Source organism: Pantoea sp. SGAir0184 (assembly GCF_043544755.1).
In genome coordinates, this window is record NZ_CP028050.1 from 45005 (window position 1) to 58138 (window position 13134).

Annotated in this window: 11 protein-coding genes, 1 tRNA gene and 3 pseudogenes; 3 read left to right on the top strand and 12 right to left on the bottom strand. The window is 46.7% G+C overall.

Translation table 11 applies throughout. The annotated features are described in order from the left end of the window. Positions 1-236: 236 nt before the first annotated feature. Positions 237-701: an Rrf2 family transcriptional regulator gene (locus C1N60_RS00220; RefSeq protein ID WP_211724998.1), complete on the top strand. Its 465-nt coding sequence runs from the start codon at positions 237-239 to the stop codon at positions 699-701. A 12-nt stretch (positions 702-713) separates the two neighbouring features. Here the strand turns inward: C1N60_RS00220 and C1N60_RS00225 are convergent, their stop codons facing one another. Continuing rightward, positions 714-1091, bottom strand: a complete 378-nt coding sequence (locus C1N60_RS00225; protein ID WP_215480707.1) for a DUF1360 domain-containing protein — start codon at positions 1089-1091, stop codon at positions 714-716. Positions 1092-1324: 233 nt separating this feature from the next. Between C1N60_RS00225 and C1N60_RS00230 the strand changes: the two genes are divergently transcribed. Beyond that, positions 1325-1723 (top strand): helix-turn-helix domain-containing protein, encoded by a 399-nt coding sequence (locus C1N60_RS00230; RefSeq protein WP_058775597.1) that lies wholly within the window; start codon positions 1325-1327, stop codon positions 1721-1723. On the opposite strand, the gene C1N60_RS00235 is transcribed toward C1N60_RS00230, so the two are convergent. The 6 genes and pseudogenes from C1N60_RS00235 to C1N60_RS00260 all read right to left on the bottom strand — a co-directional run bounded on the left by C1N60_RS00235 (position 1680) and on the right by C1N60_RS00260 (position 7413). Next, entirely contained in the window at positions 1680-2528 is an 849-nt protein-coding gene (locus C1N60_RS00235; RefSeq protein ID WP_394521248.1) for an AraC family transcriptional regulator, read from the bottom strand. The genes C1N60_RS00230 and C1N60_RS00235 overlap by 44 nt on opposite strands. Positions 2529-3033: 505 nt before the next feature. After that, a complete protein-coding gene (locus tag C1N60_RS00240; RefSeq protein WP_394521249.1) occupies positions 3034-3831 on the bottom strand; it encodes a hypothetical protein in 798 nt (265 codons plus the stop codon). 477 nt (positions 3832-4308) lie between these two features. Further along, positions 4309-5067, bottom strand: a complete 759-nt coding sequence (locus C1N60_RS00245) for a DUF2971 domain-containing protein (RefSeq protein WP_394521250.1) — start codon at positions 5065-5067, stop codon at positions 4309-4311. A gap of 360 nt (positions 5068-5427) precedes the next feature. Then, positions 5428-7103 (bottom strand): annotated as a pseudogene (locus C1N60_RS00250) (primase-like DNA-binding domain-containing protein); the annotation flags it as partial. Positions 7104-7105: 2 nt separating this feature from the next. Then, positions 7106-7195, bottom strand: a pseudogene (locus C1N60_RS00255) (DUF5375 family protein); the annotation flags it as partial. Continuing rightward, on the bottom strand, positions 7192-7413 hold the full coding sequence (locus tag C1N60_RS00260) for a hypothetical protein (protein ID WP_394521251.1): 222 nt from the start codon (positions 7411-7413) through the stop codon (positions 7192-7194). The pseudogene C1N60_RS00255 and the gene C1N60_RS00260, both read right to left, overlap by 4 nt. Here C1N60_RS00260 and C1N60_RS00265 point away from each other — a divergent pair. Beyond that, complete coding sequence (locus C1N60_RS00265) at positions 7398-7598, top strand: ogr/Delta-like zinc finger family protein (RefSeq protein WP_394521252.1); 201 nt, start codon at positions 7398-7400, stop codon at positions 7596-7598. The genes C1N60_RS00260 and C1N60_RS00265 overlap by 16 nt on opposite strands. Positions 7599-8112: 514 nt before the next feature. Here C1N60_RS00265 and C1N60_RS00270 read toward each other — a convergent pair. From C1N60_RS00270 to xylR, 5 genes and pseudogenes are all read right to left on the bottom strand, one after another. Beyond that, positions 8113-9600, bottom strand: a complete 1488-nt coding sequence (locus C1N60_RS00270; protein ID WP_394521253.1) for a retron St85 family RNA-directed DNA polymerase — start codon at positions 9598-9600, stop codon at positions 8113-8115. 641 nt (positions 9601-10241) lie between these two features. Continuing rightward, the gene (locus tag C1N60_RS00275) at positions 10242-10439 is read right to left on the bottom strand and encodes a hypothetical protein (RefSeq protein ID WP_394521254.1); all 198 of its coding nucleotides are present in this window, start codon (positions 10437-10439) and stop codon (positions 10242-10244) included. Further along, positions 10423-11620, bottom strand: a pseudogene (locus C1N60_RS00280) (tyrosine-type recombinase/integrase). The gene C1N60_RS00275 and the pseudogene C1N60_RS00280 overlap by 17 nt, the downstream one beginning before the upstream one ends. Before the next feature lie 161 nt (positions 11621-11781). After that, positions 11782-11876, bottom strand: a tRNA-Sec gene (locus tag C1N60_RS00285). Between the two features lie 60 nt (positions 11877-11936). After that, positions 11937-13115: a D-xylose utilization transcriptional activator XylR gene (xylR, locus tag C1N60_RS00290; RefSeq protein ID WP_021506871.1), complete on the bottom strand. Its 1179-nt coding sequence runs from the start codon at positions 13113-13115 to the stop codon at positions 11937-11939. Between the last annotated feature and the right edge of the window lie 19 nt (positions 13116-13134).

The following is a 13134-nucleotide window of genomic DNA, read 5'->3' on the forward strand; positions in this document are numbered from 1 at the left end:
TTTGTTTCCTGGTGGGAAATATACATTCCGTTTCTGTCACTTAGTTCATTAATTAATTAACTGATGCCCAATCGCCTTTTCATCGTAATGGCTTTTACTGTGGCGGTTTGCCTTTTCCCATTTGGCAGCCTGATTAACGCGGATGACTGGTCAGGGCGTCATCCACGCTCAGCCAGGATAAATTGTTGCCGCCAGCGTGGTTTGCTACAGTAGCGGGAATTTCAGAGGAAACGTCCATGCCACGCGATAACCGCCTGTCCCGCTCGCTGCACGCGCTCATTCATCTTGATCGTCACGTTAAACGCGCCACATCCGATGCCATGGCAAAAATGCTCGGCACCAACCCGGTGGTGGTGCGTCGCATGATGTCAGGGCTGCGTGAAAAGGGGTATCTGGTGTCGGAAAAGGGGCACGGCGGCGGCTGGGAGCTGCGCGCGGACCTGCGCGATATTACGCTGCTGGATGTGTACCAGGCCATCGGCTCACCGGCGCTGTTCAGCATTGGCCCGGCGGCCGATTCTTCGCCCTGCCTGGTGGAACATGCGGTGGACGCCCGGCTTGACCAGGCGCTGGGTGAAGCCGAAGCGCTACTGCTGCAGCGCTTCGGCCAGATTACCGTGGCGGACATCGCCGACGATTACCTGCAAAAAATGGCCAGCCTCGGGCTGGATCCGCACACCTTTCCGCGCTGCAGCGACTAACCCGCGCGGCCGTTAATCCTGCTTCTGCAATTTGATCTGCGCGTCATGCTTCATCACATGCGTGGTGACGGCGGCCTGAAACACTTTAAACATCATACCGCTGACAAACGTGGTCAGCGTCAGCGTGATAAAGGCTGTCATGATCCAGTCGACCAGCGGCCAACCGCTATTCAGCAGCGTCGGGTGGTAAATCAGCATAGCGGCAAACACCACCCAATGGCTCAGGCAATAGAAACAGTGAAACAGATGACCGAGCAAGGCGTGTGTGCGTGCGGTCCAGGCGCGCAAACCGGCAAACAGTTCGGTCTGTGTCATGGTCATCGCGATGCTGGCTGAGGCCAGCGCAATCGCCAGGCACACACCCATGTCAGAGAGTAAAAAGGCATGCATAGATTTTCTCCTTTGTGACGATTGGCGCAGCGGAAAGAACGGCGGCTTATCTTTCATGTAACTTACAATATTACATGATGTGCGCTGACGCAACAGCGTGTTCTCCCCGGCAGAGTAGTGATATGTAAATTGGCGAGTTATCGCTATTTATTGGCTTTATGCGCAAACACAGCCAGTCGTCCTGTTTTTACAATGTCGCAGATTGAGTCGCACCACGGCATCAGGAGGAGAGGATGGATATTCACGCAGCCTTTATGCATCAGCTGATGATGTGGATAGAGGCGAATATTGAACAAAAGCTCATGCTGGAGACGGTCGCGCGGCGGGCCGGTTATTCGCAGTGGCATTTGCAGCGGCTGTTCCGCAGCTATACTGGCGTGGCGCTGGGAGCCTATATCCGTGAACGGAAGCTAACGGCTTCCGTCATCACCCTGCTCAGCAGTAACACGTCGCTGATGCAGATTGCGCTGCAGTTTGGCTTCGATTCACAGCAAACCTACTGCCGTACCTTTCGGCGTATGTTTGACCTGCCGCCCGGCGCGTTTCGCCGCAAATACCGGCACAGCCTGCCACCGATTGACGGTCCGGCTAGCCTGCTGATGCTGCATTCGCAGAGTCGGCTGGCGTCGTAAAGTATTTGCCTGGCGTTGAGCCGAAGGCGGCGCGAAACGCGCTGATATAGCTGCTGACGCTGTCGAAGCCCACCTGCCAGGCAACCTGCTGCACGCTGTGGCCTGCCGCCAGCCCTTCCAGCGATTTCAGCAGGCGCGATACCTGACGATATTTACTCAGGCTCATGCCAACCGCGCTGGACCAGTGGCGACTCAGGCTGCGCGCGCTCAGACCAGCCCACTGCGCCAGCTCCGGCCCGGTGCGTGTATCAGCCGGATCGTCCATCAGCAGGCGTGCAATCTGCCGCAGACGCGGCTCTTCCGGCAGCGGCAGGGTGAGTTCCTGCGGCGTGGATTCGTACAGTTCATCAAGAAACACCTGACCCAGCCGGGTATAGCGTGCGCTGCTCCACAGTTCAGGCTCCAGCACCGCCAGCCGTTCTGCCAGCGGCTCCAGCACGGTGGGGCAGGAGAGCAGCACCGGTCGATCCGGCAGCGGCGCAGCCAGCGCTTCGTCAATCAGTACCGTCCAGCCCAGCACGCGCCCCGGCCCGACAAGGGCATGGTCAAACCACGGCGGAATCCAGCCAACCAGCCGCGGCGGATTAGCAAAAATGCCCGACGAGGTGTTCACCGTCATCAATCCCTGGCGCAGACAAAACAGCTGACCGGCGGCATGACGATGCGTGCGTCGCTCGCGATCCAGCTCCTTAGACAGTGACACGGCAATGACTTTGGGCGCATCCGGCCGCAGCAGCCGCTGGCGCAGTTCTTCCTTACGCGGATCGCCAGAGAACGGAAGGTTGTCGGATGGATGGATGAGCATGGCTGGGCCTGAGTGGTGAGTGGCGGAAGATCACAGGAGTCGCATATGGTTCATAACCCTTTGTATTTATTTTTTTATGAATCATATCTTTCTTCATTATACATATTATTATACACATTTGCTTGAATGAAAAACTATCGATATATAAAACACCTGTGACCGATCTTACATAAAGAAACTTTTTCTTGGAAACACTGTGATACTGTTCACTACACATATTTATATTCAATATTCATATAGTTATGCTGTGAATGGTTGGTGAACAGTGAATACTTTACTGCTCACCGCTACAGGCTTATAGTCTGCTGTGAGCGAGGAGCGGACATGCTATGTGTTCGGTGCATTGCTGAGTGCTGTAATGAGAGTTTGCAAAGAAATAGTACTTTCAAATCACTCTGACTATTTCCATATGATGCAATTTTCCTGTGCTCAATTCGACTTATTTTCTCAAAGAAGCCGGTTTATATCTCTGACATATTTATTAATAGGGAAAGTAACTAGCCATCTAAATAGATGATATGGTTTCAAAATCACTAATATTACCGACTTTAAACTTTTTAAATTTATTCATGTTTACCCCTGGTATTATTGACAATGTCCAATAATAATAACAGAGCAGCCACTTGTATTTATCCCTGATTCTTGGGTCAGTTTCTGATTTATATATTTTATATATATCCTCCATTTCAAGTTTTACTTCTAACTGGTTACCCCCTTCAGTATCTATAAGTTGAGGGGAAAAATGTACCATATAGCTAGAGGCATTTTTAACAATCATAGTGAGGTTGTGTTCGCTCACATCTGGAATAATATCATCATCAATTAATATCCTAGGGTAAACTGCTTTTGTAGATTCCAGTATGTAAGCTTTCTCAAGCGCCTTAGATGATAAAAATGAGAACTTGTATTGCTTGTTAGTTTTTTCAATATGTTGTCCTTGGGATATTCCGCCTCGAATGAACAGGCCTTCAAAACTCAGATGTGCGGACAATACTTTGCAGAAAAATAATATGTTAAAAAAAGAAGTTTCTTTGTTTATATTTTTAGGATGTGTTATGATGATACTATCAGAGAAAAACTTCACTTCTAGTTTGCTTGTATCAATTAATCCATACTCGGAAACACTTTTCAATAATTCTAAAGATGAAGACAGTGCTCTTTCATACCTCCCATGCAGATTAAAACATCCACCGAAGAATTCATCAGATTTGTTTTTATATCCTAGAATATCTAAAAAAGCGCAGTAATAACTCTCACTGTCCAACGTGAAATTATCTATTTCATTCCAGCTATCCAATGCCATGTGATTCGCCTAAGCTTATGAATGTTAATGATTTTAACATATAAATTATATATACATATTCCCATTATGGTATTAATTTACAAAAAATCAATTGGTTTTTTTTGCGTAAAGATTTTGGAGGTTGATATGATCAATAAATGTGGTAGAGAGCCGCTTATGGCACACAGTTGACATTAGTACCAACAACCCGGATCGTCAGTTCAACTGAGCAGAAAAGCTGACAAACTCCGAATAAACACCAGCTGTGACGTTTCGGGCTGGTGTCTGATGTTAACGACATTATAAGTATCTTCATGCGCGGGTATAAGGACTTGCAATGCGTAAAATAAGTTCTATTAAACACTTTGTTATCAACCAAGAAAATTAATTTCTTTACCGAGTTGTAGATTTTAATTAAATTGAAAACGTACACATCAACGTGGGCAGAATGTAATTTCTAATATCTTGAAAGAACGATAAATATTTTGGCGGAAGACATCAACCCAGCCTTATACGAGGGACATTGAACTTGTAAAGATCAGAATGGATGATTTTTGTACTGACACCCATGGATTTTATCTGTAAAGATAAGTTGGAAAAATCTGAATTGGTTAGGCGAGGATCTAAACATACCTCATCAAATAGGGAATTAGGTTCAATGTCGATTTTATATAAACCGTTATATCCTTTGTTGTCATCAATATCATCCACAAGGATTCTTATTTCATTCTCATGGTTAAATTCAGTTCTCTTAACGCATAACAGTTCTGCAAAAATTTTGTTTTGTCCTCCTGAAATCATTGCTGTAAACGTAATAGAGTTCATGAAATTTATGATTTCTGACTTGTCTTTATACTCAACCTTTCCAATGAAATATTTCAAAGCGGCATACCTATCAGTATGTTTATATACTGTTGAGAACAATTTTCTGGCGGTTGTTTTAACTCTCACTCCAGTCTTGTCGTGGCTATATATTCTCCACATAGCATCAGTATCATCGTTTTCTGTCCAGCATTGTCCATACCATGTAAGATTTAAATCTTCGAGAGAGGCACTTACTCCGTTACCGCAATCAACCTCAGTTTTAAGAATGAAATTTTCATATGGGTCATCCCACATGGATGGTCTCACAAGAACTAATTGCTTTTCTGTAATCAAATCTTTGAAGCGGTCAAAACTGAAAATTCTGTAGATAGGAATGTCTAGATTCTTCATATTGATAGTATTATTTTCAAATTTATTATGCATTACCGACATAGTTATCAACCTTTTTAAAAATTATTTCAAACGTTGTGAATTAACTGAGTATTTTAGAGCGTAACAGTGTATAAATATTAGCGATTTTCATTTCAACAATTAATCCCTTTCTGGCTTTTAATCTTAGTGCAGAACTGGCGATACATTCTTAAGCATTACGATTCATCTAAGAAGTTAGCATTCTAATGCATCTTGATATTATGTGTTTTACTTGATTTTTCCTGATAACGCATGGAATGTCCACTCTTGGCACTGAGCGGCCTGATAACGTTTGAGGGTAAAAAGTTTTTTCTTGAAAAACTGTTCACTCTGGCCGGTGTGCAGGTTAAAAAAAGACCGGCTGTTGCCGGTCAGGGTAGTTTATTTTGCTGGAAAGTCATCACACTTTGGCAACCAGTCGCCGTTGCTTTCTTCTTTCAGTGTCAGGTTAGTCTGTATGCCCTGACTGGTTCGTCGTTTGTCGTAATTCAGTCCGTACTCTTTCAGCATGGTCGGCAATCCCTTTCCGAACATCGTCAGGCTCAGGGTGTTCTTGTAGCCGTGTGCTTCCATATAGACCAGATAGGCATGATAGATATATTGGCGAGGCTGGCGCGGAATAATGTTGGCATTACCCATATACATCCCGTCAGCGTCAGGCAATACCTCCAGATAACCGCAGAAATCAAAAGCCGGGTCGGCGTCGCGCTTGATGCTGAGTGCCTCGCTGGAGTTCTGCTGCGACTGGAGCAGCGCGCGGGCGGTCATCGGGTCGCTGAACCGCTGCATAAGTTGACGAACAATCACGGTCAGCTCGCGGGCGATTTTGTCTTTAAGATGCGGGTCGCGCTCCTCTGGCGCAATCTGTTCCGGGAAATGGAGAATAACCCGGCGACGGGAGACGCCGCCGCTGCGGTCGGTGAAGCGCATCGGGTTATTATTCACGGCCAGTATCACCGCCGGAATGTGTGTTGAATACGCATCCCGGTATTTGGGTCAACCGAGACCGCGTCGCCACGGGTGATGGCCTTGAGCCCGGCACCATCGCCGCTCCACTTTTCCTGGTCGGGCAGACGAATCAGTGAGAAGCCAATCAGCGCTGCACGCTCACGCGGAGATTCAAGTGTTTCAATCGTCGCGGAGGTGGCGTTGTCTTCGCCTGCGAGCATAGTCGCAATTTCAGCCAGAATACTTTTGCCGCTTCCACTTGGCCCCGTCACCTCAAGAAAGAGCTGCCAGTCATAGCGGTTCGCCAGCACCATAAACAGCGCGGCGAGAATAACGTCACGTTTGTCAGCGCGGCCACTAGCGGCGCGGTCGAGCCAGCACCAGAAATGTTGTGCATGCGTTTCCAGCGTTTTGCCCACCACCGGCGGGGTGAAATCCACCTCGCACAGAGTGCGCAGCCAGTGCGCCTTGTTGTGCGGGTTGAACGTGCCGGTTTTTGTGCCCAGCACCCCGTTACGGAAGCCAATCAGCCGCCGTGCCGGCGCGCCCTGCTGCGGAACAATCAGTTTCAGGGTCTCCACCACCGACGCAATTTTGCCTGACGAGAAGGGCGCGCGCAGGCGCTGGAAGAGTGCAGCCACATCGCGGGAGAAGTCAGCCGGGGAAATCACTTTTTAGGCTCCGGCTTCATAGCGCGAAAGGAGCTGGCCGTTCGGGTCAACCGCCAGCGCCTCGCCTTAGTGCTTATGCACGCGCATCGCTTTCTCACTGGTGCTCATGGCGGTAAATTCCGCCTCGCTCATGGTGTCGAACGGGCTGGCGACCGGTGGATTAATGGCATCGTAAATCGCCTGGCGCGTGGCATTCTCCCCCTGCTGCATAAATACATCATTCCAGTCACCGAACACCGGCGGCAGCGCGACAATTCTCTCGCAGGCTTTTGCGGCCGCTGCGGCTTTTGTCTGACCGTCACCGTTCAGGTCGCGGTCGGCGGCGAGGACAATCTGACAGGCCGGATACTGGCTGCTGGCAAGGCTCGCCAGAGAAAGGAGGTTGACGGACGACAGCGCCACCATCACGGCTTCGCCGGTCAGGTGATGCACGGTCAATGGTGCTGGCGCTGACACAGGAACAGCCAGGCACAGGCCACGGCGCGGCGATAAAGTGCAGCGCGCAGGACGGGCGGTAACGGCTGTTTCATACCTTTTCCTCCCCGTCGAGCCAGCGCAGGTTGCAGCGTTCGATCACGGCATCGAGCTGATCCGTCATCAGGTAAATCAGGGAAATGAGTTGCAGACGCTCTGCCGGATCGCGGCGGAGGATCACATTGTCCTGTTCCGCTGAAGCGTTCGCAACTTGCCACGCGACTGGCCAAAAAGAGAAAGCAGGCGGAGGACTGGGCCATGTTTCACTGCCCATTCTGTAAACAGCCTGCGCACATGCGCACCAGCCGCTATCTGACGGAAAACCTCAAACAGCGCAATCACCGGTGCACCAGTAGTGAGTGTTCGGCCACCTTCCGTACCACGGAGATGCTCGACGGCATGATATGCAAACCGGCAATGCCGGAAAATCAGGTCTTGCAGGCAGATATTCAGCAGTAATAATTTCCCGAAATCTCCCGATTTATGTGCGCCGGTACTGACTACCGGCTGCGCCCTGCCCCAAAAAATCCCGATATTTTTCCGCAAAATACCCTGCATGCATCAGATGCATTTAACTGCATTTATTTCGCTGTCAGTCGGAACCCCTCCCGCGCCAGTCCCGGCGCGGCCTGAGCCCGGTCATGCATCTGCATTAAAACGCCCTGCAAAGCGGGCAGGCGAGGCGGGGAAAGCACTGCGCGCCAGCATTAAAGTCTTTATTTAATTTCACGGCCCGGGCGGATCGCCGCGCCGCGCGATTTTGTGGGAGTGTCGAAGAGTGGGATAGCGATGTTTGAGGACGTCACGAGCCTCTGATGTGGGGAAATAAAAATCCGGCATAAGGCAGCAGAAATTATCTTCCATAAGCATGTTTTTTTGATTTATATTGGATGAATAATCAATAATTTATTGCGTAAATTATACATCGGATACAATAACGCCATTCTAAAATGGCGTTATAAATGCTAATTCTTTACTTATTTGATAGTTTTTTAATAATTGATGAATATTTAGCTTCTTCAAAAATAAAGCCATATTTTTTGAATGACTGCAAATAATTAAAATGCCCCTTTAAGGCGTTAATTGTCAAAGGAGTCTGATCATTTGATTTTATTGCTTGGTCAAATATTGCTCTAACTCTTCGACGATATGACCTAGGTGGCCTTAATGGGCCATTAATTAAAACGCCAGTGACTGATTGCCTGTTATTATATGAGAGTAGCCTGTGCTTTGAATTATTTAAGCTGAAGCCGAGAGAGTTTATTTTATTTTTTGCGAGGCTAACAAGCTCTTCTATCAAGTGTTTTTTATTGCCGCTAATTGATATGTCGTCAGAATATCGAGTGTATACACAGTCTCTAACTAAAGCTTGGTTTGTCATTATTTCATCGAAATCATACAATATGGCGTTTGATATATTGGGGCTGGTCGGTGCGCCCTGTGGCAAAGTACCATAGAGAGTTGTTAAACCAGCAATAGTGTTAACTATGTGCTCAGATATATTATTTCTTAAAAGGCAGTTCTTTATCATGGTTTTATTAATAGAGCCAAAATAATTCTCAATGTCTATATTTGCAATAAACTTATTGTTTTGATGTGGATAAGCATTATCATGAACACTTATCCCCTTCCTATATGAGAAACAGGAAGAATGAATGTTTAGTCTATTCAAAAAATAATCATTTATCCAGTACTGTGTTATCTTTAGGAATTTCCGTGGGGCTGATATTTTTCTAACGCCACCGCTCTTTTTAGGTATGTCAAAAACCCGATAATATTTATCAGGGTTTTTTATCATTGAGCTTATAAGCCGCGGTGTAAGTCCAATACAAGATGCGATCGTTAAAATACCGTTATTTTCGAAAAGAGGGTTATTCAGCGACTTGAAGGAATAGAAAATTGGAGCAGCGATAATTTTTTTTTCGGGAATGAGGCTGTCACTATCTTTTGAAAGGATGCTAGCCTGACTACTGGACATTGAACCAATTCGTAATTGCTCAAAGATCCGCACCCAAGCCTGTCTTGGGCGGCTGGGCAAGGTCCCGGACGCCCAAGACAGGCTTGGGTGCGGAACCTCTTTTATGTAAGGCCTTAACTGTAAAGACGGCGGTGCGCCGTCCATATTCTTTGTATCAGTAGAGGCTAGCACACCTAATCTAGTAGATTTCTGGCATTTGTCAAGAAGGAAAATACGTAACTTGTCTCTTAGTTTTTTTAAATTTGCTGAAAGTTTTTCATCACCAGATGGGGTTATAGAATATAGTTCGTTTTTAATGGAAACTAATTCTACATAACCAAATTTTTGTAATTCTTTAAGATGCTGTTTCAATGAATCAATGTCAGGTAATGCCCCATTATCTGCTAATATTAATCTTAAATAATATAATATCTCAGATGGAGCCGCAGGTTGAATAATTGAGTTGGCCCATAAAAGTAAGCGAAAGTTTATTGAGTTAGACATTTACCCCCCCAAAAGACCTTTGTTTTTAGAGACGAGCTTCTTATTCCTGATTCGTCTAATTAGGTTGTCAATTTTCTCATTTTCAATATCGGCTATGTCAAATATTTTAATGCTATTATCGTCACAATATTGAAAAACACCTAATGAAAAAAAACGGTCAAGGTTTTTTATTTTGTCATTGCAGATGACAATCAAATCTGGATTTTTAATGTTTTTGGTTATTTTATAATAACTTATTAGGGTTATCTGTGATAGGGTTAATTCATCTAAGACGAATATGATAATGCTATCACATTTTCTATTAATAAAATCTAATTCTGCTATGTGTATATAAACACTTTCTGTATCAGGCAGGGCTTGCTTTCCTCCACCTTCATAAATAACAGCATCTATTTTGCTAAGTTCAGTTTTAAGATTTTTTTATGCAAGAGTCAAATGACTTATCTTCCAAAATATTTGGGTAGCATAAAAAAACATTAAGATCAGAATTAACTAGTTCGTCCTCTAGGACATCTATTATGTTCTCTCTAAGTTCATTTGTAATTGACAAAACGTCACTGGCATAAATTGAAATGTTGAATTGTTTAACATTGGTTTCATTATTTGAACCAATAACGTTTACATTTGATTTTTGAATGTTGCTACTGCTCATTCTTCTGAGTATTTTTTGTTTTATTATTTGACCCAAATGTAAACATGCAAGATTTTTGTTTATTTGATTTATCCCCATCTTTTTTAGATCGAAAGAAGATTTTTGCGATAGCAGTAATAGCCAGCAATCCTATGCCAGAGAATAGCCATTCTTTATTCGCTAAAGCCCAATTAATTATCTCTTGCATTAATCCTATCCCTTTTCAGAATGCAGTCAGCATACCATTGTAACATTTTTCTTCTATTTTGTTCGTAACTGGCATGATTGTAAATGTCACGAATACTGTTTTTATCAACATGTGCTAATTGCATCTCAATCCATACACTATCAAACCCTTGTTCATACAGGATTGTCGACATCGTATGTCTAAAACCGTGACCTGTTGCACGTCCTTTGTAGCCAAGCAACTCAATCACCTGCGACACGCTCTCTTCAGATATAGGTTTACTGCGGTTGTTTCTACCAATAAAAATGTAAGGGTAGTGCCCTGTGATAGGTTTCAGTTGCCTGAACAGCTCAATAAGCTGAGTAGACAGCGGCACAAGATGAGGCCTGCGCATCTTCATCCGCTCCGCTGGGATCTCCCATATTCCTTTATTTAAGTCCACTTCGTCCCATGTAGCAAAGCGCATCTCTTTGGTTCATACACCAGTCAGCATGACAATGTTTGTCGCATTCTTTGTGATTATACTGCTGGTATAGGCCTCTAGATCCCGGGCAAAATGAGATAACTCTTCTGCGGAAAGAAAAAGATAGTGCTTTTGATTTGGTTGGTACTGCTAGAGCAATTGCTAAATCAGGTGCAGGGTTGTATTCAGCACGGCCAGTAATGATCGCATAGCGATAGACCTCGCCGCATCTTTGGCGCACTTTTCTGGTTTTCTCAAGCGCACCACGTTTCTCTATCCGCCGTAATACCTCAAGTAACTCCAAAGGTTTGATCTCACCCATAAGACATTTGCCGATAAAAGGAAAAACATCTTGCTCAAAAGTCTTAATGATTTCGTCACGGTATGCCAGTGTCCTGCGATCGGCTTTGTTTGCATGCCATTCTCGACAAATGGCTTCAAAGGAGTTTTCAGTGGAGAGCTATTGTGCCAGTATCTGGACTTTACGTTCTTCAACTGGATCAGTGCCATTAGCAACTGGTTTACGAGCTATCTCGCGCTTCTCACGGGCTTCTGCAAGGCTAACTAAATCGTAGCTACCAAATGACATCAACCGCGCTTTTCCGGCAAAGCGGAAACGGAAGCGCCAACCCTTTGAGCCGTCTGGATTGATGAGTAATGACAGGCCTTGACCATCGTTCATTGTGTAGGGCTTGTCTTGGGGCTTTGCTCGTTTGATTTGTATGTATGTTAGTGGCATGTGTATAAGTCAAAAATCTGTATAAAAAACCTATACACATCACTATACATATTTTCCGTGGATACAGGGAGAACTTGTCGGACGGTTACGGGTGAGGGATTTGCTATATATTTCTAAAATTATGGATTTTTAGACATTCTCGGATGGCAGCGGAGGAATTTTGGCGGAAGATCACAGGAGTCGAACCTGCCCGGGACCGCTGGCGGCCCCAACCGGATTTGAAATCCGGCCGCCTCACCGGAGACGACGATCTTCCTTTGAAGATGCCGCGCAGTATAGCGGCAATTGGCGGCAAAATCTTGATCGCAGCGGGGCGTTATTGCACCTTCTCGCCGTGATGCTGTCGATACTCCTTTGGCGTAGTGGCGTAGCTTTTCTTAAACACCGAATAGAAGTACTGCAGGGAAGGATAGCCGCACATCTGCGAAATTTCATTAATATTCAATGAAGAGCAGGCCAGCAGTTCACGCGCTTTCTCCAGCTTCTCGCGGTGAATCATGGCGTGAATGGTGTCGCCGGTCTCATCGCGAAAACGTTTTTCCAGATTGGAGCGCGACATGCCAATCGCATCCAGCACCTGTTCGACCTTGATGCCTTTACAGGCGTTAAAGCGGATGTAATGCATTGCCTGAATCACCGCCGGATCGCGCAGCGAGCGAAAATCGGTAGAACGGCGGGCAATGACTTTCACCGGCGGCACCAGAATACGTTGCAGCGGCAGCGTTTGCCGATCGAGCAGACGATGCAACAGCTTGGCGGCCTGATAACCCATCTGGCGCGTGCCCTGGGCCACCGAAGAGAGCGCCACGCGGGACAGATAGCGCGTCAGCTCTTCGTTATCAATGCCGATTACGCTGAGCTTCTCCGGCACCGGAATTTTCAGGTGTTCACAGGCCTGCAGCAAATGACGCGCACGCGCGTCGGTCACCGCGATAATGCCGGTCTGCGGCGGCAGCGTTTGCAGCCAGTCGGCGAGGCGGTTTTGCGCGTGCTGCCAGTTTTCCGGCGCAGTTTCCATCCCCTGATACACCACGCCCTGATAGCGCTCGCGCATCACCAGCTGGCGAAACGCCTGCTCGCGCTCCTGCGCCCAGCGTTTGCCGCTGGCGGCGGGCAGGCCGTAAAACGCAAAGCGATGAATGCCTTTCTCTTTCAGGTGGAGAAAGGCACTCTCCACCAGCGCAGCGTTGTCGGTGGCGATGTAGTGCACCGGCGGATAATCCTGCTGGCGGTGATAAGAGCCACCAACGCCGACAATCGGCACCGGCACATTGCTGAGCAGGCTCTCGATCGAGCTGTCGTCGTAATCCGCAATGACGCCGTCCCCCAGCCATTCGCGGATGTTGTCGATGCGGCAGCGGAAATCCTCTTCAATGAAGATATCCCAGTCGGTTTGCGAAGCCTGCAGATACTCGCCGACCCCTTCCACCACCTGGCGGTCATACACCTTGTTGGCGTTAAATAGCAGCGTAATACGGTAACGTTTTTCGTGCATCGTGGCGCGCTCCCTTAAA